Annotated in this window: 19 protein-coding genes; 14 read left to right on the forward strand and 5 right to left on the reverse strand. The window is 42.9% G+C overall.

The window, feature by feature from the left end:
* Window positions 1-8 precede the first annotated feature (8 nt).
* From K370_RS00970 to K370_RS00980, 3 genes are read right to left on the reverse strand one after another with little or no spacing between them, the layout of a single operon-like run.
* Window positions 9-1,397: an efflux RND transporter periplasmic adaptor subunit gene (locus K370_RS00970; protein WP_052185120.1), complete on the reverse strand. Its 1,389-nt coding sequence runs from the start codon at window positions 1,395-1,397 to the stop codon at window positions 9-11.
* A gap of 57 nt (window positions 1,398-1,454) precedes the next feature.
* Window positions 1,455-1,922 carry a c-type cytochrome gene (locus K370_RS00975; RefSeq protein ID WP_047537122.1) on the reverse strand — a complete coding sequence of 156 codons (468 nt, stop codon included), beginning with the start codon at window positions 1,920-1,922 and terminating at the stop codon, window positions 1,455-1,457.
* Between the two features lie 59 nt (window positions 1,923-1,981).
* The gene (locus K370_RS00980) at window positions 1,982-2,698 is read right to left on the reverse strand and encodes a cytochrome b/b6 domain-containing protein (RefSeq protein WP_047537124.1); all 717 of its coding nucleotides are present in this window, start codon (window positions 2,696-2,698) and stop codon (window positions 1,982-1,984) included.
* 517 nt (window positions 2,699-3,215) lie between these two features.
* Here K370_RS00980 and K370_RS00985 point away from each other — a divergent pair.
* The 12 genes from K370_RS00985 to K370_RS01040 all read left to right on the forward strand — a co-directional run bounded on the left by K370_RS00985 (window position 3,216) and on the right by K370_RS01040 (window position 17,775).
* On the forward strand, window positions 3,216-6,017 hold the full coding sequence (locus tag K370_RS00985) for a TonB-dependent receptor (RefSeq protein ID WP_047537132.1): 2,802 nt from the start codon (window positions 3,216-3,218) through the stop codon (window positions 6,015-6,017).
* Window positions 6,018-6,182: 165 nt separating this feature from the next.
* Complete coding sequence (locus K370_RS00990) at window positions 6,183-6,728, forward strand: heme-binding protein (protein WP_047537135.1); 546 nt, start codon at window positions 6,183-6,185, stop codon at window positions 6,726-6,728.
* A gap of 2 nt (window positions 6,729-6,730) precedes the next feature.
* Window positions 6,731-8,905 (forward strand): protein-disulfide reductase DsbD family protein, encoded by a 2,175-nt coding sequence (locus K370_RS00995; RefSeq protein WP_047537138.1) that lies wholly within the window; start codon window positions 6,731-6,733, stop codon window positions 8,903-8,905.
* Window positions 8,906-8,943: 38 nt separating this feature from the next.
* The gene (locus K370_RS01000) at window positions 8,944-9,564 is read left to right on the forward strand and encodes a redoxin family protein (protein WP_047537141.1); all 621 of its coding nucleotides are present in this window, start codon (window positions 8,944-8,946) and stop codon (window positions 9,562-9,564) included.
* Window positions 9,565-9,653: 89 nt separating this feature from the next.
* Complete coding sequence (locus tag K370_RS01005) at window positions 9,654-9,944, forward strand: metal/formaldehyde-sensitive transcriptional repressor (RefSeq protein WP_047537144.1); 291 nt, start codon at window positions 9,654-9,656, stop codon at window positions 9,942-9,944.
* 229 nt (window positions 9,945-10,173) lie between these two features.
* Complete coding sequence (locus K370_RS01010; protein WP_052185121.1) at window positions 10,174-12,267, forward strand: TonB-dependent receptor; 2,094 nt, start codon at window positions 10,174-10,176, stop codon at window positions 12,265-12,267.
* A 286-nt stretch (window positions 12,268-12,553) separates the two neighbouring features.
* Window positions 12,554-13,903 (forward strand): SMP-30/gluconolactonase/LRE family protein, encoded by a 1,350-nt coding sequence (locus K370_RS01015; protein WP_047537147.1) that lies wholly within the window; start codon window positions 12,554-12,556, stop codon window positions 13,901-13,903.
* 48 nt (window positions 13,904-13,951) lie between these two features.
* Window positions 13,952-14,839: a dienelactone hydrolase family protein gene (locus K370_RS01020; RefSeq protein WP_047537150.1), complete on the forward strand. Its 888-nt coding sequence runs from the start codon at window positions 13,952-13,954 to the stop codon at window positions 14,837-14,839.
* Window positions 14,840-15,296: 457 nt separating this feature from the next.
* Complete coding sequence (locus K370_RS01025; protein ID WP_047537153.1) at window positions 15,297-15,800, forward strand: DUF6644 family protein; 504 nt, start codon at window positions 15,297-15,299, stop codon at window positions 15,798-15,800.
* A 22-nt stretch (window positions 15,801-15,822) separates the two neighbouring features.
* A complete protein-coding gene (locus K370_RS01030; protein WP_047537156.1) occupies window positions 15,823-16,299 on the forward strand; it encodes a DUF6644 family protein in 477 nt (158 codons plus the stop codon).
* A gap of 20 nt (window positions 16,300-16,319) precedes the next feature.
* On the forward strand, window positions 16,320-16,949 hold the full coding sequence (locus tag K370_RS01035; protein WP_047538688.1) for a cytochrome c: 630 nt from the start codon (window positions 16,320-16,322) through the stop codon (window positions 16,947-16,949).
* A 136-nt stretch (window positions 16,950-17,085) separates the two neighbouring features.
* Window positions 17,086-17,775, forward strand: coding sequence for an OmpW/AlkL family protein (locus K370_RS01040; protein ID WP_047537160.1), 690 nt, complete (start codon window positions 17,086-17,088; stop codon window positions 17,773-17,775).
* Window positions 17,776-17,886: 111 nt separating this feature from the next.
* Here K370_RS01040 and hemN read toward each other — a convergent pair whose 3' ends face one another.
* On the reverse strand, window positions 17,887-19,287 hold the full coding sequence (hemN, locus tag K370_RS01045) for an oxygen-independent coproporphyrinogen III oxidase (RefSeq protein WP_047537163.1): 1,401 nt from the start codon (window positions 19,285-19,287) through the stop codon (window positions 17,887-17,889).
* A 200-nt stretch (window positions 19,288-19,487) separates the two neighbouring features.
* Between hemN and fnr the strand changes: the two genes are divergently transcribed.
* Entirely contained in the window at window positions 19,488-20,204 is a 717-nt protein-coding gene (fnr, locus tag K370_RS01050; protein WP_047538691.1) for a fumarate/nitrate reduction transcriptional regulator Fnr, read from the forward strand.
* Between the two features lie 57 nt (window positions 20,205-20,261).
* Entirely contained in the window at window positions 20,262-21,125 is an 864-nt protein-coding gene (locus tag K370_RS01055; protein WP_047537166.1) for a radical SAM protein, read from the forward strand.
* Window positions 21,126-21,140: 15 nt separating this feature from the next.
* Here the strand turns inward: K370_RS01055 and ubiM are convergent, their stop codons facing one another.
* Window positions 21,141-22,310, reverse strand: coding sequence for a 5-demethoxyubiquinol-8 5-hydroxylase UbiM (gene ubiM, locus K370_RS01060; protein ID WP_081977129.1), 1,170 nt, complete (start codon window positions 22,308-22,310; stop codon window positions 21,141-21,143).
* Window positions 22,311-22,312 lie beyond the last annotated feature (2 nt).

Below are 22,312 nucleotides of genomic sequence, written 5' to 3' on the forward strand. Positions count from 1 at the left end.
GGACAGTGTTAATTATTTAAATGGCCGAAAGAGGCAGCCGATGGTGCCTTTCGGTTATTAAAAGTATTGGCTTGCGGGGATTGCGTCGCTTGTGAATGCAGGCGCTTCTTATATTTATTGCCATCGCCTTTGTTGCCACTATGTTCACGCGCTGCTGCGTTTCGCTCTCCGCTGGCAGAATAAATCACCACTTTGGCGTTGTCTTTTAGTTTGTCGATGCCACTGACAACCACTTGGTCGCCGACATTCAACCCCTCGAGAACAGCGACTTGATCGCCATCCACTTGACCTAATTTAACCGCTTGTACGGCGACGGTTTCCACACCATCCTGATCACCTTTGCCTAGTCGTCGAATACGGTAGACATAAGCGCCAGCGCTGCCTTGCTGGATTGCTGCACTAGGCAACACATTCACATTGCGTAAGGTGTTGCTTAGCAGTTTTACATTTACAAATTGGTTAGGGAATAAGGCATTATCCGTATTGGTAAATTGCGCTTTGATTTTCACGGTGCCCGATGTGGTGTCAATTTGGTTATCTAGACTTTCCAAATGGCCAGTCGTCAATAATTTGCTATTGGCTTTATCCCACACTTCTACAGGCAGTGTTTTGCCTGCCTGTTTGCCCGCTTGTATTTGTGTAATCAAATCAGCCACTCTGTCTTCTGGCAAAGTGAACACCACATGAATTGGGTGCACAGCGTTGATGACTGCAATCGGGTTAGTTGTAGTGATGTTGTTGCCACCATCTACTTGCCTTAAACCAATGCGGCCGCTGATGGGGGAGGTGATGCGCGTAAAGCTTAATTGCAGTTTTGCATTTTCTACCAAGCCTTGGTCTGCTTGCACAGTACCTTGGTATTGTTGTACTAAAGAAGCTTGTGCATCAACTTGCTGGGAAGCGATGGAGTCTTGCGATTGCAGGGTCTTAAATCGCTCTAAATCGATTTGGCTATTTTTCAGAAGCGCCTGATTACGCGTGGCTTGACCTTGTACTTGTGTCAGCGCAGTTAAAAAAGGTCTTGGGTCAATCTCAGCGAGAAATTCCCCTTTTTCTACTAATTGGCCTTCTTTAAATAACACGCGTGTCAGTTGACCATTGACTCTGCTAGACACGGTCACCACAGCAGATGGTGTTGCAGTACCAAGCGCGGTCTGGATGACCCGAATGTCACCTTTCATCACTTCCGCAACAACAACCGGGATAGGTTTTTCACCACGTTTACCACCAAACTCAGCACTTTTACCGCCACGTTTGTTCTGTGAGCTATCGGAACTGTTGTTTGCATACGAGTTTGCTTGCGCAGAAGCCTCTTGCTTCTGCCAATACCACCAGCCAATAGCACTTGAGATCGCTAGTGCAATGATGACTTTCGGTATAATTTTTTGTTTCTGCATACAAACTTCTCAATCGTAAACTTACTGACGTGGTGGTTAAACGTTATTTAAATCTAATTACTTAGGATCTTTTTCTCTGAAACTATCGTGGCACGCTTTGCATGACTGGGTCAGCTTTCCAAATTTCACTTTGATCTGTACAGGGTCACCTGTCTCTGCAACCTTGGCGAACTCATTGGCCTCCAAGTTGAATGTCGTGGCCAGTTTTTTAGCTTCGTCAGGTTTTTGAAAGAACTCAGATTTCAAACGTGTTTTTCTCCAGCCTTCACCTTGGTCTGTACCAGAGCCATACAGCGCACCTAATCCAGAGTTTGCAGCAGCAGCAATCGCGTTAGCGGCAGCAATCACTTCTTCTTTAGAGAATGTTTCTGGTTTATCTAGCTGTGCTTTAATTTTATTGGTATTCCAGCCAATGAATGAATAAGCCGATTGGCGATATTTAATCTGGTCTTCAATCGGCCCTGCATGAGATAGCCCTGCATTCAGTAGTACAACCGATGTTAATAAAAGGCTCAGTTTCGTCATTTAATATCCTTGATAATAGTGGGGGAAAGTTGTTTTAAAAAGAGTGTTAAGACAATGCCTTACCATTGACTTTGTGAACTCGGTGCTTGGGGAACAGGTTTTGTTGCAAGTAAATCGGTCAGCACATTTCCAAATGTCAGCCAGACAACCAATAAAGTCAGTGCAATGCTGATAAAGAAATAGACTGGTTTGGCTTCGGCTTTGGTTTGGTCAGTATGGTGATGTATCTCTAAATATTTTTTTCCCGTTAGCATTGGTTTTATTAGGTTGTTCTTTTTCACTAACCAGTAAAAAAATATAGCCAGTAAATGTAATCCAATGACCGTTAATAGGGCATTAAATGCAATGGCATGAACCCCTGTCATCCAGTCACTCAGCGATTGGTCAATTAACGGATAAAGCGGCCCGAATAAGGTAATGTCGTCGTTAGCGAATAACCCTGTAATCACAACGACGCCTGTTAATCCCAATAAGGCAAATACAGCAAGTGCGCCTAATGGGGAGTGCCCCAAGCCTTGCCACTGGCCTTTAAAGTATTGAATCAAGCGCGATGGTGTTGGAAAGAACTGACTGAATCTTGCCTGTTTATTACCAAAAAATCCCCACAACACACGAAAGACGATTAACCCAAGTGCCAGCGCGCCAAGACGCGCATGCCAATCAGCCCAGATACCGCCAATTTCGATGGTCAGATAACTTAATGCAATGGTGATAACCAATAACCAATGAAATAGTCGAATGGGTAAATCCCAAATTTGAATCTTTTGTTTCTGCATGTACTGACTAGTCCTTGAAGTTATTTCTGCTTGGAGTTTTTTAAGAATCTAGATTTTTGTTGAAACGTTTTTAACGTTATATCCAGTAATGCATTAGCAGAATGTGTGCCACTGATATCGGTTGTACTTTTGCAAGGTGATTTTTGGGAGTGTATTTTTAACCTATTGTTTTATTTGAATTTATATAAAAACACAAATAAACGTCAAATCATTTTATTGTTTTAACGAGGTGGATTCTGTTTGCCAAACAACACATTTAAAACAGCTTGTTTCTGACGCAACAGATAGTTATTTTGTGGTGAACATGTTTGTTTAAGAAATTTCAGTTTTGATTGTTGCTGTTGAAACACTTTGTTTATCTGGATGCTTCGTCTTAAGCAGATTTAAGTATGAAGGTAATGGAAACATGCTTTAGATTAACTAGGTGCCTAAGATGGTTAATTAATTTTATCAGTATGATTTTATTGGGATTTTTAATATTAACGAGCGGATTTATTCGTATGGAAGTTAAGTTGGCATGGCTTTTGCCAATCATGTGGCTGGATTGCATTTTGCATTTATTACCATCCACAAGGGGAAAATATTCATGCGTAGTTATTTTAAGAATGGTTCAAGTGCATTAGAGAAGGAACAAAATTCCGCCACTAATGGATTAAGGCCACAATTTAAACGTAAGTTATTGGCATCTGCTGTCAGTTTCGCAATTGGTGCAAGTATTTTGGCGCCGAATCTTGCTTTTGCTGAAACCAGCATAGCGGATTTGCAAGCAGAAAATGCGCGTTTGAAGCAGGAGTTAGAGGAGATTAAAAAAGGATTGCAGTCTAAAGCTGAACAACCTGCTGCAGAAACTGAAGAGGTTGCAGAAGAAGCGCCACCAGAAAGTAAAAAAGCTGAGTTTGCTGCATCAGACACCTTAGATGCTGTCATTGTAACGTCACGTAATCGTGCTGAATTAGCGCAAGAGATTCCATTGCCAGTGCGTGTGCTAGGTGGTGAGCGCTTGGATCGTGATGATATTAAATCGATTTGGGATCTTCAATCTGTCGCACCTAACTTGCAACTTAATAACCCTGGTGAGAATGCACGTAAAGTGAGTCCTGGTATTCGTGGTTTGGGCCGTGGTGGTGCTAATGACTCTATGGAGCAAAGTGTTGGTATTATTGTTGACGGTGTCACTCTGTATTATTCAGGGCAAGCATGGTCCGATTACGTCGATCTAGATCGTATTGAGGTGATGTATGGCCCACAAGGAACATTACAAGGTAAGAACTCTTCATTAGGGGCAATCAATATTGTCACTAAGGCACCAAGTTTTACGCCCAGTTCAAAATTTGAAATTACTACTGGCGAGTTGAATACCTTGCAGGGTAAATTCTCCGCCACTGGGCCATTGGTTGACGACAAATTGGCTTATCGCGGTACTTTTTTAGTGGACCGCCAAGATGGCTTGTATGAGAATACCTACCAATCACTTGGTCGCTCAAAAGAAACATGGCGTGAAGCAAATAAAATTGCCGGTCGTGTGCAATTGCTATGGACACCAACGGAGAATCTAACAGGTCGTTTTATTGCGGATAAATTACGTTCAGATGAACGTGTAAATACAGGTAATGTGCTGGATTCTAATGGGCCTGCCACCTATGCTAATGGCGTAGCTAGGCCGATTACAAATCCGCTGGGAGGATACACGCCAACTGGTAGCTATGTGAATTATGGATATTTAGGTAAATTTGCGCAGCGTTCAGCCTGGTTTCATAATGCGGATGGTTCTGTGTATCAGCCAGAAGTGGGGACTACTGATATTGCCAACTCTGAAGCACGCCCGCAGGTGAGTAACCAGTGGGGTGTTTCTGGACGGTTTGACTGGCAGGTAGCGGATCATACTCTAACCTCCATTTCTGCTTATCGTTATCAAGATTTTGATATTAAAAACGGTGGGCAGTTTGGCCAGTTCTACGTCAGTAATAGTGGTCAGCAATTATGGAATGACCAATTCTCACAAGAGCTACGTATCGCCTCAGATACTGGTAAAGGTAAGTTGATAGATTATCAGGCTGGTTTGTATTATCTCAATGCTGAGGTACTCAGTGATGACCCAACTTACTTTGGTCCTGATGCAGGCGCATGGAATGCTACAAATGGTCAATTCACGACTTTGATCGCTGATGCACCAGGGCGAGAGCTATTGCGTAAGTCGCTAGATGGGATGTATCAGTCATCAGTCACTGACGCTAGGGTGACCAGTAAGGCAGTCTATGGTTCAGCAGATTGGCATGTTACTGATAAAGCAACACTGAATGGCGGTATTAGGTTCACCAAAGAAACTAAGACGAATAAGCTTAGTCAAGAATTAGATCGTGCAGGCGAAGATTTAGCTGCAATAGGTGCGGCATCAGGGGCTTCCGCTGCACAAATAGCCGCGGCTGAAGCCATTCGCGCTAATCAGATTAACGATCCATTTGGTTGGGTGCAGGGGAATACAATCAACAAAAACTTAGTGGCCTGGAATTTAAGCCCTAGTTTCAAAATCAGTGACGATGCGATGGTCTACGGCTCAGTAGGTAAAGGGGTTAAGTCTGGGTTTATTTATTTCACTCAAGATTTGCAGCCAGGAGATGTTGGGCTTGAGACAACGATTAAACCAGAAAAGGTACTGGATTACGAGTTAGGTTTTAAGAGCTTGCTACTTGGCAAGAAATTACAACTGAATGCTAACTTGTTTCGCACAGAGGTGACTGATTATCAGGCTAGCTGGCGTAGAGATGATCCATCAGATCCCACCAAAACGATCACTGGCTGGGGTAATGCGCCTAAGGTACTAGCTCGTGGTATAGAGCTGGAGGCTAACTACCGAGCTACTAATCGCTTAGATATTAACTTAGCTGCTGGTTATAGCAAATCAACGTATGAAGACCAATGGTTGGTACAGGTGCCTGAAATAAACAATACCACAACATACTTTGATGCCAAAGGCCAGCAGATTGCGAATATTCCTAAATTCACAATCAACTATGGTGCTAATTATCAGTTCCCGGTGAGTAACTATTTAGGTCGAATTACTTTGCAAAATACCTACCGTTCCAGCTCATACTTTAACGATAACCACGCTGATTTTACCTATCAAAAAGGTTACAACGTGACCACGCTAGGCTTGGGTTTGGGTGCGTTAAATAAGAAATGGGAATTGTCTGTTATCGCACGCAATGTATTTGATACGGAGTATGCAATTTCTAAAAGCACTTACTCTAATACTGCTGGGCAAACATCTAATATTGGTATGCCAAGAAACTTGACCGCAACATTTAAGTACAACCTCTAGTTAGCTTGAGAATACTGAATGCTAGCGCTTAGCAAGTAATAAACGGCGGGGTCGTATTCTGGCTCCGCCATTTTAGTTTTTTACGAACTGATTTTACGCTACACCAATGGTCATCATCGTGATGGCTATTGGTGTTTTTAAGAAATAATTTAAGAAAGATGCCTGATGAACAATTTTAATATTTTATTAACAGTTGGATTGTGTGCTGTTGCGTTTAATACAACTGCGGCAGAAGGTGATGCGCCAGCAAGTTCTGTAGCCGCCTCAACTGCAAACACCACTAGAGTGCCTGTACCAGCAGCCAAAGGGCCATCACTTGAGCTGGCAATAGAAGCAGCACGTATTGCAATTGAAACTTGCACGGCAGATGGAAATCAAAAAATAGGAGCAAGCGTGGTGGACTCGGCTGGCGTGCTTAAAGTGCTTTTGTCGGCAGATGGTACTTCACCGCGTGGTGTATCTTCTAGCACCAATAAAGCGGTGACTGCATTGCACTTTAAAAAAAGCACCAGCACTTTAACTGAGGAAATTAAAACAGATAAAGCACTGGCTGACAGTATTGCTGCCACCCCTACTTTTAATGCCCGCCCTGGTGGTATTTTGATTCAAGTTGGTGGCGAAATTATCGGTGCTATTGGTGTGGGTGGCGGTAAAACGGATGAGCCTTGTGCTCTAGCTGGTTTAAATAAAATTCAAGCTAGACTTCAATAAACATGCAGAAAACGGCTTATCGAAATTTGCTGAGTACGCTATTTTTGGCGGTACTGTGCTACGTCCCAGTGGCTTGGTCGGCATCGCACCAAGCCAGCACGCCACAAGTGCAAGCGGAACTGGTTTCATCGACGAAACAAGTGGTAGCTGGTGAAATTGTTAACTTAGGCATTAGCCTGAAAATCATCCCACATTGGCACACCTATTGGCAGAATCCTGGTGACTCGGGTACTGTGACGACGATTGATTGGCAGTTCTCTCAACCGTCACAAGTCAGTGAGATTTTCTGGCCGATACCCAGTCGCTTCAGACTTGGGCCTATCGTCAATTACGGCTACGAAAATGTAGTCACTTTGCCAGTTAAGGTAAAAGTTTCACCCGATGCAAAAGTAGGTGAAAGTTTTAAAGCCACAGCAATTGTTGATTGGCTGGTATGCAAGGAAGAGTGCATACCACAGCAGGTCACTTTAACACTCGATTTGCCAGTGGTTTCCGCTGCAAATATTACTAAAGACGTGCATGGTAATACCTTAATAGAAGAGTCATTAGCAAAACAACCGCAAGAAATACCGTTTGAAGATAATCTTAAGCAAGTTAATCTTGAGAAGACAAATGATGGAATGGTTTTACATATTCCTGATTCAAGCCTGACTAGTGAACAGATTCAAGATGTTTGGTTTTATCCGTATGAGTGGGGAAAAATCGCACAGAGTATTGAGCAGACAAAAACGGTTAATGCCGATGGTATCACGCTCGCATTAAAACATGGTGATGCACCTTTAAGTCCTCATGAGTCGTTAGAGGGTGTGTTGGTTGTGAAGGAAAAACGCGGAGATGAGGTTACCGAACGTGGTTATTTAATTCATCCAAAATTAGTCATACCACAATCACTGAGTGGCAACGCAACATCTGATACTAAATCTGTTAATCAAGGCTCAGATTTAGGCTTTGCAACAGCTTTGCTGCTAGCATTAATTGGCGGTGTTATTCTTAATTTGATGCCATGTGTGTTCCCAGTGCTGTCAATTAAAGCCTTGTCATTGGTAAGTCATGCTCAGCATTCACAACGCGAAATATTATGGCAGGGCATCGTTTATACATTGGGTGTGTTGGCCAGTTTTGCCTTTTTGGCAGGCTTGCTCATCGCACTTAAAGCAGGCGGTGCACAAATTGGCTGGGGCTTTCAATTTCAATCGCCGTTATTTGTAGTTGCAGTCGCTTATTTGATGTTTGCCGTTGGTTTAAGTTTATCCGGTGTATTTACGATAGGCGGTTCGGTGACAGGGTTGGGTAGTAATTTAGCGGACAAACCTGGGTATGCAGGTAGCTTTTTTACTGGTGTATTAGCCACCATTGTTGCCACGCCATGCACCGCACCTTTTATGGCAGCCGCACTGGGTTACGCTCTCACTCAGCCAGCCTTAAAACTGATCTTTATTTTCCTTAGTTTAGGTTTTGGCTTGGCACTGCCGTATTTATTATTAACCGCATGGCCTGCCTTGCATCGCAAGTTACCGCGTCCCGGACTTTGGATGGAGCGCACTAAACAAGTATTCGCTTTCCCTATGTATTTAGCGGCAGTGTGGTTGGTTTGGGTACTTGCGCAGCAAAGCGGGGTAAATGGTGTAGCAATCGCACTGGGCGGCATGGTGCTGATTGCATTTGCTGCATGGATATATGACAGCACGCGCTATGTGAGTTTTAAAGCACAAATAGCCGCAAATGCAGGTGTAACGATATTGCTGCTTAGCACATTGTTGATCAGTTATACCTATCTGGATGATGTCGCAGTTGTAGATACAAAATCCACGGTTAAGTCTGATGTTAATAATCACTGGGAAGCATATTCATCACAACGACTAGAGCAATTACTGGCCGAAGGTAAGCCGGTTTTCCTTAACTTTACTGCAGCTTGGTGCATCAGTTGCTTGGTGAATGAGCGTGTGGCACTGAGTCAACCCGAGGTGGTTGCGGAATTTGAAAAAAATAACGTGACCTACTTAAAAGGAGACTGGACTAATAAGGATACGCAGATTACCAATGTACTCACAACATTTGGGCGAAGTGGTGTGCCGCTCTATGTGTTTTACCCGACGGGCAAAGGCGCTAAGCCCGTTGAATTACCGCAGATTCTTACACCGTCTATTGTGCTGGATGCTATTCAATCTTCACTTTAATTTTTTAAAACCAATTTTTTCAACCAAAGGAGTTTTTTATGCAATTTAAACAATTAATCGCGACTGGTTTAATCACTGCTACATTTGCATTTGTGAGCACTAGCGTGTTTGCAGACCCTGTTGTAGATCAACCGGCACCAGCTTTTACCGGTACGACAGCGGATGGCGGCAAGTTAAGTCTTGATTCATTACGTGGCAAAACAGTGGTGTTGGAATGGACTAACAACGAGTGTCCGTTTGTTAAAAAGCATTATGAGAGCGGTAATATTCCGCAATTACAAAAAGATGCTGCAGACAAGGACATCAGTTGGATACAAATCATTTCATCAGCACCAGGAAAACAAGGTCATGTGGATGGTGCAACAGCATTGAAACTAAACGATACGCGTGGCGCTAAACCAGCTTATGTTGTGTTGGACGAAGATGGAAAAATCGGCAAGTTATATGGCGCACAAACTACACCGCATATTTATGTGATCGATGCAAAAGGTGTTTTAGTTTACAAAGGTGGGATTGACAATATTCCTACTGCTAAAAAAGAAGACCTTGCAAAAGCGACTAATTATGTAAGAGAAACATGGATTGCCTTGGCAGATGGTAAAAAAGTACCGCACCCGAGCACCAAGCCATATGGTTGCTCAATCAAGTATCCTACTTAATTCAAATTGATGACAACCAGCCGTTAAGTATCCCGCACGTGGGGCTTACTGCCTCATTGTGCGGCTTGGCAAATTTACAGGTATTACATATGTCACACATCACAGCAAATAAGAAGAAGTTGTCCGCACGCATTAGTCGCATAAAAGGACAAGTGGAAGCAATTGAAAAATCATTACACGTGGGTGTTGAATGCACACATTTTTTACACCAGGTTGCATCAGTACGTGGCGCAATTGATGGCTTAATGTCAGAGGCGCTAGAGGGGCATATCCGTGAGCATTTAGGCCACCACCATTCATCACATCATGAGCATAATGAATTAACTCATCAGCATGACTTGGAAGAAGTCATCAATGTGTTAAAAACGTATCTCAAATAACGTCTATTAGTCCTTAGCGTTGTTGCCAATGCAACAGTTGTTGTTCATTTAGATGCATACGCAACATTTTTCCTGTTATTTATCTTTGTTTAAAAATTTAACTGACTGATTAATATCACTATTTTTGTTGGTATGGTTTCTGCTATGTATTAGCCGCATAGGGTACCCACCTATTCTTTTGCTCAAAAAGTCATATGGGTAGTCAATAACCAAATTTAGAGGAAACCACATGTTGTTTAAACAGTATCGGTGGCCAGTTCTGGCCGCCGCTTTTGGCATATTCATCCATCATTCAGTACAGGCTCAAGCTGAGGAGCAAAACGAACTCCCTGCGATTGAAGTGCGCTCAGAAGTACATGCTTTGATTGGGGTGGCTGATTCTGCGTCTGACGGAAAGGTCACGGCAAAACAAATCGAACATAGGCCTTTTTTGCGCCCAAGCGAAGTCATGGAAACTGTGCCAGGCTTAATCGTAACGCAACACTCAGGTGATGGGAAAGCCAATCAGTATTTTCTACGCGGATTTAACCTGGATCACGGCAGCGATTTTGCAACCTATGTTAATGGTATGCCAATCAATATGGTGAGCCATGCGCATGGTCAGGGTTATATGGATCTGAATTTTCTGATACCGGAATTGATTGGTGGTTTACGCTACCAAAAGGGTACTTATGCGGCTGAGGATGGCGACTTTAGTACGACTGGTTCAGCACATATTGATTATAAACGCTCTATTAGTGCCCCATTTGTGGATGTATCTGTTGGTGAATATCAATTTAAGCGCGCGTTAGTTGCAGGCAGTGAAGAGTGGAATGGATTGCAATGGTTGGGTGCATTAGAGTTGGCGGGTTATGACGGGCCGTGGGATCAGCCAGAGAATCTGAATAAAATTAACGGTTTGGTTAATGTGTCGTCTGGCACACCAAGCAACGGATTTTCAATTTCTGCGATGGCTTATCGCAGTCGTTGGGTAGCCAGCGAACATGTGCCTGAGCGTGCTATAGATGAAGGTGAGATTGGGCGTTACGGCACGTTGTTACCTAATGATGGCGGCGAAACGCATCGTGTCAGTTTATCTGGTGAGTGGACTCAAACCGATGATTTGTCCGCATGGCGGGCAAATGCATGGGTGATTGATTATGGCCTGAATTTATTTAGTAGCCCTTCAGGATTTATTAATGGGGCGGAAGGTGATCAGCATGAACAAGCAGACCATCGGACGACTTTAGGTGGCCAATTAGAAAAGCGTTGGTTTTTAGGTGAAAATTGGCTGAACAGTGAGATTAGCCTTGGTACACAACTTAGACATGATCGTATCAGCACGCTAGGTTTATATGACACGGTGGACAGAGACAGAACCAACACTGTGCGCCAAGACCATGTTGACCAAACTGCCAGTGCTTTATATACAGAAGTTAAGACACCTTGGTTGCCTTGGTTAAGAAGCACTATTGGCTTACGTTATGATTATATGGATGTAGATGTAAACGCAGAGAAAGGTGTATTCAATCAAAATAATGGTGGCAAAACTTCTGCTCAGCAGCTTAGCCCTAAACTTGGCTTAGCAATCGCCCCTTGGAAATCTTTAGAGTTTTATGCTAACTGGGGGCGTGGATTTCATAGTAATGATAGCCGAGGTGCAGTCATTTCTCAGAATGTGGTCGATGGCAGCCCAGCAGATCGCGTACCGTTGATTGCTAAATCAACAGGGAGCGAGCTTGGTCTGCGTGCTGCGCCGTTAACAGGCTGGCATACCAGTGTGGCTTTATGGAAAGTGGAGTCTTCTTCTGAACTGGTGTTCGTCGGTGATGAGGGGGTGACTGAGCCGCGCGGTAGTTCGCAACGCTACGGTATAGAATGGACCAATCACTTAACAGTTTCAGACTGGGTATTTTTAGATGCAGATATAGCGTTATCCAAAGCACGTTTTGATAAAACAGAAAATGGCGGAAAACGTGTGCCCAATGCAGTGCCGCTCACGGCATCCTTGGCTGCTAATTATGATGACGGTAATCAATGGTCGGGTGGCGTGCGTGTACGCTATATTGGTTCTTATGCATTAGAAGAAACAGGACAGGAAAAATCTTCTTCATTCACCACTGCAAATGCCAAAGTGGAATATAAAATCAACCCACAGTGGCAAGCTTCTTTAAGCGTACTCAATCTATTTAATCGTAAAGCGAATGATATTGAATATTACGGTGGTGCGTGTACAAAACTAGATGGGCCTGGTTGCGGTGGCGGTGAAGGCATTGACGGACGTTTGATCCATCCGCTTGAGCCACGCTCTCTCAGGGTCGGGCTACGTTATACCTTTAAGTAACTTCACATAAAGCCAACCTAGTTTAGATTGGCTTTCTACAAACAGAGGTGTTTTGAATCTGCTGGATTACCAGCAATTTAAAACACCTCTTTTTTTATGCCTTAATGATTATTTTAAGTGTAAAAAAATATTAACTTAAAAATCAATTGCTTATGACTAATTTTTCGCCGCAATAAAACAATTGTTCTATTGAAAATTGTTGGCATGCGCTTTGCGATGCTTTTAGCGAGTTCGATAGCTCCAGCTATCGACAAAACAACTTTAAAACGCATCATTAGGACATAAAATGAAAAAAATTAACGTATTAGTCGCCTTATTATTTATTGCTGCATCGCCGCTATCAATGGCAGGTGGCGCCGTGGCAACACCTGCTGGCGATGCCAAGCCTGCAGCACAAGAAGCTAAAAAACCGCCTATCTCTAAGAAATTAAGCCGTGCAGAAGTGGATGCATTATTGGCTAAACCAAATGAAGTGGTTTTGATTGATTTACGTCGTCCAGATGAATTGATTAAAATTGGCGGCTTCCCCGTATATTTGAATATTCAGGCTAAAGAGCTTGAAAAGTATGCGGATTTTATTCCTAAAGATAAAGCGGTTGCGACTATCTCTAACCATGCAGGTCGTGCACATGCTGGTGCTGATTTGTTGATCAACAAAGGCTTTAAAGTAGCTGGCGCAATCGGTGCGCAAGATTATGAAGCTGAAGGTGGTGTGTTGACTAAAATTGCTCCGCCAACACCAAAATACGAGGTAAATAAAGAGATTCCTGGCGTTATCGCCAAAGGCACAAAGTATGAGTTTTTATACGAAGGCTTTGAAGGCACAGAAGGCCCGATTGCCTTGCCAGACGGCACGGCGATTTTCACTGAAACGCGCGCCAATCGTATTACACAGCTAAAAGATGATCGTGGCATTAATATTTTCTTGCAAAATACTAATGGTTCAAATGGCTTGGCTTTTAATCCAAAAGGTGAGTTGATTTCTGTACAGAACTTGAAACCGCAAGTTGGCATTATTTATCCAGCGGGTAAAGAAAAAGTATTATCGAATGAATTTGAAGGTAAACCTTTCCAGCGCCCTAACGATTTAGTGTTGGATAAAAAAAGCGGTATTTACTTTACTGATATTGGCATAACACCAAAACCAGAAGATAAAGCGGCAGAGGCCGCAAGACCGGCTGTTTATTACATTACGCCAGATGGTAAAACCACTCGTGTGATTAATGATCTTAAACGTCCAAATGGTGTGCAATTGAGCACGGATGAAAAAACACTATATGTAGCCGATACGGCAAATGAATTCATCATTGCTTACGATATCAAAGGCGATGGCTCATTAGGCACAAAACGTAATTTTGCCAAGTTAGATGGTTATGCAAAGAACGCAGCAGGCGAATATTCTAGCGGTGCAGATGGTCTTGCAGTTGATTCAGAGAACAGGTTATATGTAGCTTCTAATGCCGGTGTTGAGGTATTTAGCGGAAAAGGTGAAACCTTAGGTGTGATTGCATTGCCAAACAAACCACAGAACTTAGCATTTGCCGGTAAAGACAAGAAAACCTTGTTTGTTGTTGGTAGAGGCGCAGCATATCGCATCCCTTTATTGGCGCAAGGTTATTTAGGCCGTGTTAAATAAGCCTGTTAAATAAACAGTAAGTTTAATCAAGAAATTGTTGGAGGTAACATGACACGCAAAACAGCAGAGGATTTTTCCCCAGAAGTGCTGGGCTTATTTGACCAGTTTGTCCATGGTCAGATTTCAAGAAGAGACTTTTTGAATCGCGCCGGAAAGCTTGCTGTTGCCGGTGCTTCTGCGGCTGTATTACTGCAATCTTTGAGCCCGAATTTTGCAGAGGCTAAACAGATCGATGAGAACGATGTGCGTATTAAAGCCAAATATGTAGAGTATCCATCGCCTAACGGTAACGGTAAGTTGCGCGGATATCTGGTATATCCAGCCAATGTAACGACAAAACTGGCCACTGTACTCGTAGTGCATGAAAACCGTGGCCTTAATCCGCATATTGAGGACATCGCAAGACGTTTCGCGATTGATGGCTTTATTGCCTTTGCACCCGATGCTTTATTTCCATTAGGTAGTTACCCTGGCGATGAGGATAAAGCGCGCGAGTTGTTCCAAAAGCTGGATCAAACTAAAACGCGCGAAGATTTTATCGCTGCCGCAGAAGTACTTAAAAATCTACCCGATGGCAATGGAAAAGTCGGTGTTGTTGGCTTTTGTTACGGTGGCGGCATTGCAAACTTTTTGGCAACGCGCTTGCCAGATTTGGGTGCGGCAGTGCCTTTTTATGGCGGACAGCCTAGTGAAGAAGATGCTGCGAAAATCAAAGCGCCATTACTGCTTCAATATGCAGGCAAGGATGAGCGTATTAATGCTGGTTGGCCTAAATACGAAGCGGCTTTAAAAGCGGCTAAAGTAGATTACCAAGTGTTTATTTATCCAGAAGTGCAGCATGGTTTTAATAACGACACGACCCCGCGCTATGACGCCGCGGCAGCTAAATTAGCATGGGATCGTACCGTCGGTTTTTTCCGTCAACATCTGGTTTGATTACATACAGTAATTTAATTTTTGTTTGACATGTCCAACCTGCAAGAGCCGGCAACGGCATTGCTTTAGTGCGCATGTAATTTAGATGTATAGAAAACCTCTGCATCTAAATTACATGCGCCATTTTTTTATGGTTTGCTTAGGCCATAACGATATAGGGTTTAAATTTAATATCGACAAATTCCTTTCAAAATAATAGTTGTTTAAACAACAACACTCATCCCAAAGATTGCTTCTGCAGCAACAACTCTCATCACAACCTTTAACTTATATCGAATATGATTAGACAGTATTTTTTTAATTTATTGATAAAAATCAATTGGTTAATATTTTTTTTTCTAACCAATTAAATGATTGATAAAGGTTGGCACAGCGGATGCTATAGCAATAGGGGTAGGGCCTATATCAAAGGTCAAATAACAGTTAAAAGTTTTAAGAATTCAAAAAGGGGAGTTGGATGTCAGTCGTTTCATTATTACAACAAATGCATGATTCAGAGTTTGGAACCGCGCTTAGAGAATCACTTTATATGTTTCCTCTGATTGAGGGCATACACCTGATTGGTCTGGCGCTATCGGTTGGCCTAATTATCGTGACCGATTTGCGCCTTATTGGTGGTTTTCTGAAAGAAGTGCCTGTGGCCGATGTGCTTAAGCAATTAAGGCCGTGGCTATTAGCGGGGTTCGTGATTACCTTTGTAACAGGCATTTTATTGCTTTGGGCAGAAGGCCCAAGAATGTGGGCGATTCCAGTGTTTCCAATCAAGTTGGTCTTAATTGTATTGGCTGGGTTAAACGCCATTTGGTTTGAATATAAATATGGCAGAACGGTACATGATTGGGGCGCGCATGTGCATTTTCCTAAAGGCGCTAAATTGGCGGGTTGGGTATCGCTGGTTTCCTGGTCGGCTGTGGTTGTTTGCGGACGTCTAATCCCTTACTTAGAAGCTACACAACATTAATTTTACTGACGAAAGCATTGATATGAGTACAGAGTCATTATTTAAAGAATTACAAAATAGCAGCTTAAGCCAATCTATCGGCCAGCTGGATTCAATTACCGGCGCTTTTGCACAATTATTTCATATTGCCGGTTTTTTACTGATTTTAACCGCTGTTTTACTGGTTAATTTAAGACTGATTGGTTTAGGCTTAAATAAACAAACCATTCCTAATCTGGCAAAGGCAACCAAGCCATTGGTGATTTACGGCTTAGTGTTATTGCTATTTTCCGGATTATTTACTTTCCTGCCTAGCGCCACGCTCTATTATCCCAACCCGGCTTTTTGGTTAAAGATTTACTTATTCGTTTTTGCATTGATTATTCAATTTACCTTGTACAGAAAGGTCACTAGCGTTGAAGCGCCCAATCGAATTCTGGCAGGTTTAACGGCAGTATTATCAATTACATTATGGTTTGGCGTAGCGTTTGCAGGGCGTGCCATTGGATTCTTGAATTAATGATTAAAAGGTTTGGTGTGATGAATAACAATAAAATAATGTTAGGTTTTATAGGGTTAAGTTTGGTCTTTCAGACGGCTTGCAGCAATTCCGTGGAACAAGATAAAACCGCTGCAACGATAAAACCTGTGGCTACGCTACAGGAAATTATGCTGTCAGTGATAGACCCCAATGTGGACCCCATTTGGAATTCGGTATCCACCGTGGCGACAAAAGATGGCGTGGTGGAGAAGGTGCCGTCGACTGATGAGGAATGGAATGTGTTAAAGAATCACGCAATCGTGTTGATTGAAGCTGCAAATCTTTTGCAAATCCCTGATCGCGCAGTCGCGCATGCTGGATCCAGCACATCGATCCATCCTGTAGAGTTGCAGCCTGAAGAAGTTGAAAAGTTGATACAAGCAAATCGGAAAGACTTTAATAATAAAGCCATTAACTTGCAGAATGCAGCAAAGTCAGCATTAGTGGCGATTAAAGAAAAAAATCCAGATGCGCTGTTGCAAGTTGGCTCTCAAATTGAACATGCTTGCGAGCAGTGCCATTCAACTTATTGGTATCCAAACGACAAGATACCAGCTGCAGCCAATGTTTTGGGATTCAAATCCATTAGTCCGACCTATGCGTTGTTACGTAATGGCCCTCAAGGTTAGTACGCTACTATTAAAAAAACTTTAAAGGACAATACTTATGGCAATAGGTTGATATGTATCAACTTGGTTGCCTGGCAATCCTCATATCATTCCATTGCTAATTTAGCTTTTAAATTTAAAAATGGAGTGTGAAAGTATGAAGTATTCGCTATTTGTTTTGGCATTAACTACGGCTTTTTCGCCTTTATTGGCCCAAGCGGAAGCTGGTGATTGGGTAGTTCGTGCACGCGTAGTAGATGTTAACCCTAATGAAGATAGTAAACTCGGCAAAACAGTGAATAAAAATGTAGCGCCTGTGATGTCAGCGGGCGCTGAATTATCAGTGGATAACAACGTGATTCCTGAATTGGATATCTCTTACTACATCACCAAGAATATTGCGGCTGAATTGATTCTTGCGCTAGGTACTCGACATGACGTTAGCGTCAAAGGGGATTCACTTGCTACTGTTGGCAATCAAAATTTAGGCAGTGTGAATGCATTGCCGCCAACCTTGACCGTGCAATGGCACTTTAATCCAGACCAGACTTTTGACCCTTATATTGGTGCAGGCATAAATTACACCAATATGCTGGATAGAAACTTAAAGTTCAGTAGCGGCGCGTTAACCGGTACTAAAATTAAAGTTGATAGTGACAGCTGGGGTTATGCGCTGCAAGCTGGCTTAGATGTTAATTTAAAAGATGGCTGGTTGATTAATGCGGATGTTAAATATGTCACTATCGACACTGATGTTAAAGCAAATATTGGCGGTAGCTGGACAAAGATTGATTCTCTTGATATCAACCCATGGGTGATTGGCGTTGGTATTGGTAAGAAGTTTTAGTCGCGATATTTTAAATAGCCATAGCAAGCCTCTGTCATTTTTGCCAGAGGCTTTTTTGTATCCAAGTCGTTAGTTATGAAAAATCAAGCCAATATTTCAAATGGTTGATTTTTATATGATTTTAGAGAACTGTGCACGGTTACGGTCTGTTTGCAGGTAACGGTCAAACAGCATGGCAATGGCGCGTACAAAAAACCAGCCACGCCCGGTCACTTGCAAGCCGTTATCATCCATGTCTAACAGGCCTAAGTCTTCAAGCTCTTTTAGAGAGTCCTGAATACTTGAGAAATACTCTTTAAAGTTAATGATGTAAGCGAGTTCAATCGATTCATAATCAACCTCACCCTGGCACATGATTGCCATAATGACTGCACGGCGTACCAAATCATCTCTAGACAATGCTAAACCACGCACTACTGGGAAGCGTCCTTGATCAAGATAACCATAATATTCTTCCAAGGTTTTAGCATTTTGGCTATAAGTGGCGCCAACTCGTCCGATGGCCGAAACGCCCAGACTGATTAAATCACATTCAGGTTGTGTGCTGTAACCTTGAAAATTTCGATGTAATCTACCCTGTCTTTTAGCGATGGCCAGATCGTCTTCTGGCAATGCAAAATGATCCATACCCACATACACATAACCGGCGCTAAGAAAAATAGTGATGGCATCAGATAGCATTTCGTGTTTTGTCTGTGCGTTGGGGAGTTCATATTCACTGATACGTCGCTGCGGTTTAAAACGTTCTGGCAAATGTGCGTATGCATACAGCGCGATTCTGTCTGGCTTTAATTCTACGATCTGATTCAGTGTATGAGTAAATGATTCAGATGTTTGCTTGGGTAAGCCGTAAATTAAATCAACATTTACCGAATCAAATTTCAAGCGTCGAGCAGTCTTAACCAAAGAAAATACTTGCTCGGCAGGCTGAATGCGATGTACTGCAATTTGCACATCCTCATCAAAATCCTGCACGCCGAAACTTAAACGATTAAAACCTAGCGCAGCGAGATGCTCAAGGCGAGCGTCATTCACGGTGCGTGGATCAACTTCAATTGAATATTCACCATCAGAAGCTAACGTAAAGTTTTTTCTCAGCAATTGCATCAGCTGCGTAAGTTCTGCATCACTAAAAAAGGTAGGTGACCCTCCGCCCAAATGCAATTGAGAAATAGTTTGACGATTCCCAAAATACTTCATATGCAAATCAATTTCTTTACTAAGATACTCTAAATACTCAGCACTGCGCTCATGATGTTTAGTCACGATTTTATTACAGGCGCAGAAAAAACATAGCGACTCGCAAAACGGAATATGTACGTAAACCGAGAGGGGAAGGGCATTGCCACCTATGTGCCGTTGCTCCAAAGCCAGTGTGTAAGCACCTTCTGTGAAGGCTTCCACAAAACGGTCTGCGGTAGGATACGATGTATAGCGTGGACCTGAAATATCAAAGCTACGTAGTATATCTGCTGTCACGATAGGCGTTTGTACAATGTTTTTAGTGCTCATCTTTCTACTCCTTAATATCTCAGGACTTTGCCAGTTTTAGTTTCAAAATTCTTTGATATAGGTCAAAGGATCCAGCAGTAAACTCAAGCATAATTGACCCAATAGAATATTTTCGGTCAGTAAAAATGTTAGAGGGAACACCTATCAACATAAATGTGAAAACGGTATGCTTAGAACATGAAGATGTCTCTGAGCAGAATATGAATATACAAACAATCAAAGTCGCTTGCTCTAATTGCAACCTTCGAGAGCTTTGCATGCCGATTGGTTTAGATACGGATGAAATGCAGAAATTAGATGCAGTTGTTGCAAAACGGCGCAGAGTCAAGCAAGGCGAGAATTTGTTCAGTAGTGGTGACCACTTTACGTCACTCTATGCGATTCGTACTGGATTTTTTAAAACCTGCGTATCGACTGAAGATGGTCGTGAGCAAGTGACAGGGTTTCAGATGGCTGGTGAAATTATCGGGCTGGATGGAATTGTGAGTGACTTTCATAGCTGTAATGCCGTTGCTCTGGAAGATGCTGATGTATGCGTGATGCCATTTGCCAGTGTGGAAGAGCTATCTCGTGAGTTCCCCGTATTACAACGCCATGTTCATAAAATCATGAGTCGTGAGATTGTGCGCGAAAATGGTGTGATGATGCTTTTGGGCAATATGCGTGCAGAAGAGCGACTGGCCGCTTTTCTGTTGAATTTAGTGCAACGCTTACATGCACGTGGATTTTCACAATCAGAACTGGTACTTAGAATGTCGCGTGAGGAGATTGGTAGTTACCTCGGCATGAAGCTGGAAACTGTCAGCCGAACATTCTCAAAATTCAGTGATGAAGGCATTATGGAGGTTAAACAACGCTATGTGCGTATTCTAGAGCCTGATGCACTAAAGAGAATATTTAATCCGCAAACCTGTTAAAAAGTCTTTTTTAAGCCTCCTGTGCTGAGTGGGAATAGTCCCAGTAACAACCATTGTATGACTTTACAAAGTTACCTCACTGCTTTTGACCATAACCGCGATGTAAGTGGCATGAAATACATTTATCCTGTTGTCTCACGCCGTGCTCGTGGTGTTTCAATCGGGGTTAATCTCAATATCAATAATGCTTGTAATTGGCGCTGTATTTATTGCCAAGTACCCAATTTGACCCGCGGCACACCGCCACCAATTGAATTGGAAATTTTGGAGCAGGAATTAAGCGTATTTTTGGGCAATGTTCTGCATGGTGATTTTATGGAACGTTATGTCGCTGAAGGCAATAGGCAGCTTAAAGATATTGCCTTCTCAGGGAATGGTGAACCCACCAGTGCCAAAGAGTTTCCTCAAGTTGTGTTACTGGTTGAAAAAGTATTGCGTAATTTCAACCTGCTGGATTCTAGTTTACACAGCCCTATTAAAATCCGTTTAATCACAAATGGCAGCTTGCTGGATAAGCCAGCAATACTAGAAAGCGTGCGCCATCTGGCAGGTTGCAACGGCGAAGTTTGGTTTAAACTGGATGCCGGAACCAGAGATGGCATCGCTCGTACTAATGATGTGAATCTCAACCCGCAAAGCCATATTCAACGGCTCAAAAAATGTGCTGAAGCCTGCCCAACTTTTATACAAACCTGTATGTTTGCGTTGGATGGGCAGCCACCTCAAGAGATTGAGATTTTAAGTTATTTAGCGCTTATCAATCAGGTTAAGCAGGTGATTCAAGGAGTGCATCTATATGGATTAGCACGACCATCCTTACAGACTGAAGCGGATAGATTAAGCCGCCTTCCAGCCGAGTGGCTAGAAGGCATCGCACAGCGCATACGCCATATGGGTTTGATTGTGCACGTCAGCGTCTGATTGATTTTGAGAAAATTAAGCGATTAATCCGGCAATTGCATGCCTAAACGGTGTGATGCGACTAGCCAACTGTATTGCACCGATGCGAAGTAAGCGAGCTGGCATACCATAGTTGTTGTAAAGCTTGGCAATAGCATGCGTGGCAAGAAATAACGGTTTTGTATGGCGTCGATGTGCTTTTTCATAGCGCAAAAGCAGGCTGTAATCAGCAATATCTTTACCTGCAACCTGGGCAGCTTTAATTTCAGCAGATAAAGTTGTTATACCTTTTAAACCAAAGTTAAAACCATGTGCCGTCACTGGATGCATGCCAACAGCAGCGTCACCTACCAATGCAAAGCGTTGGTTTATTAAGCGTTTTGCAAATACCGTTACTAATGGGTAGGCGTGGCGCGTAGAGGCTAGACGCATGGCGCCAAGACGATGTTTGAAACGTTCTGAAATCTCGTGGTTAAAGTCAGCCTCAGGCATGCAAATCAAGCTGGAAATTTCCCTTGGGGGCAGTGTAATGACTACAGAAGACTTCAAACCATTCATTGGCAGCAGAGCTAAAGTTTGCCCGTAATCAAACCATTCCCACGCGGTATGCTGGTGCGCTAAATCATGCTCTATCTCGCACACCATCATCGTTTTACCAAAATCGTGCATATCTGCGGCAATACCCATGGCGCGTCGCGTTTCTGAGAAACGGCTATCCGCACCGACCAGAAGTTTGGTTTGAATGACTTCACCACTGGTAAGTGTCACTTTTACGTCGTGTGTACCAGTAATAATGCTGGCTATTTGCGCTTCTGTTTTGAGCTGAATAGACTTTGATGCAGTAGCAACATCATAAGCTGCCTTGCGAATGAGATGATTTGCTACCAGATAACCCAATTCATTTTGGTTTATGAAACGATGATCAATATCTAAAGAGAGTAGGGATGATCCATTGAATACGCGTGCATTACGTAACTGAGATATGTCGTGCGGATTTATATGCTCCCACAGACTTAATTCTTGCATCAATCGTGCTGAATCATGACTTAATGCAATCTGGCGGCCATCAAAAGCGGGGTTGCTTAAACTTGCTTCCGATGCGCGCTCAATCAGCAAGATAGATAGACCAGAATCCGCCAAGGATTTTGCCAAACACAGGCCTGTTGGCCCAGCCCCAACGATAGCTATATCGACATTCAGAGACATAG

It is taken from the genome of Methylotenera versatilis 7, assembly GCF_000799165.1.
GTDB lineage: Bacteria > Pseudomonadota > Gammaproteobacteria > Burkholderiales > Methylophilaceae > Methylotenera_A > Methylotenera_A versatilis_A.

Bases quoted from the DNA above. Each gene is read 5' to 3' on its own strand.
- fnr (WP_047538691.1), top strand. From the start codon at position 19,488: ATGAATATACAAACAATCAAAGTCGCTTGCTCTAATTGCAACCTTCGA.
- K370_RS01055 (WP_047537166.1), top strand. From the start codon at position 20,262: ATGACTTTACAAAGTTACCTCACTGCTTTTGACCATAACCGCGATGTA.
- ubiM (WP_081977129.1), bottom strand. From the start codon at position 22,310: ATGTCTCTGAATGTCGATATAGCTATCGTTGGGGCTGGGCCAACAGGC.
- K370_RS01015 (WP_047537147.1), top strand. From the start codon at position 12,554: ATGAAAAAAATTAACGTATTAGTCGCCTTATTATTTATTGCTGCATCG.
- K370_RS00995 (WP_047537138.1), top strand. From the start codon at position 6,731: ATGCAGAAAACGGCTTATCGAAATTTGCTGAGTACGCTATTTTTGGCG.
- K370_RS01025 (WP_047537153.1), top strand. From the start codon at position 15,297: ATGTCAGTCGTTTCATTATTACAACAAATGCATGATTCAGAGTTTGGA.
- K370_RS01010 (WP_052185121.1), top strand. From the start codon at position 10,174: ATGTTGTTTAAACAGTATCGGTGGCCAGTTCTGGCCGCCGCTTTTGGC.
- K370_RS01030 (WP_047537156.1), top strand. From the start codon at position 15,823: ATGAGTACAGAGTCATTATTTAAAGAATTACAAAATAGCAGCTTAAGC.
- K370_RS01000 (WP_047537141.1), top strand. From the start codon at position 8,944: ATGCAATTTAAACAATTAATCGCGACTGGTTTAATCACTGCTACATTT.
- K370_RS00980 (WP_047537124.1), bottom strand. From the start codon at position 2,698: ATGCAGAAACAAAAGATTCAAATTTGGGATTTACCCATTCGACTATTT.
- K370_RS01005 (WP_047537144.1), top strand. From the start codon at position 9,654: ATGTCACACATCACAGCAAATAAGAAGAAGTTGTCCGCACGCATTAGT.
- K370_RS00990 (WP_047537135.1), top strand. From the start codon at position 6,183: ATGAACAATTTTAATATTTTATTAACAGTTGGATTGTGTGCTGTTGCG.
- K370_RS00985 (WP_047537132.1), top strand. From the start codon at position 3,216: ATGGCTTTTGCCAATCATGTGGCTGGATTGCATTTTGCATTTATTACC.
- K370_RS01035 (WP_047538688.1), top strand. From the start codon at position 16,320: ATGAATAACAATAAAATAATGTTAGGTTTTATAGGGTTAAGTTTGGTC.
- hemN (WP_047537163.1), bottom strand. From the start codon at position 19,287: ATGAGCACTAAAAACATTGTACAAACGCCTATCGTGACAGCAGATATA.
- K370_RS01020 (WP_047537150.1), top strand. From the start codon at position 13,952: ATGACACGCAAAACAGCAGAGGATTTTTCCCCAGAAGTGCTGGGCTTA.
- K370_RS00970 (WP_052185120.1), bottom strand. From the start codon at position 1,397: ATGCAGAAACAAAAAATTATACCGAAAGTCATCATTGCACTAGCGATC.
- K370_RS00975 (WP_047537122.1), bottom strand. From the start codon at position 1,922: ATGACGAAACTGAGCCTTTTATTAACATCGGTTGTACTACTGAATGCA.
- K370_RS01040 (WP_047537160.1), top strand. From the start codon at position 17,086: ATGAAGTATTCGCTATTTGTTTTGGCATTAACTACGGCTTTTTCGCCT.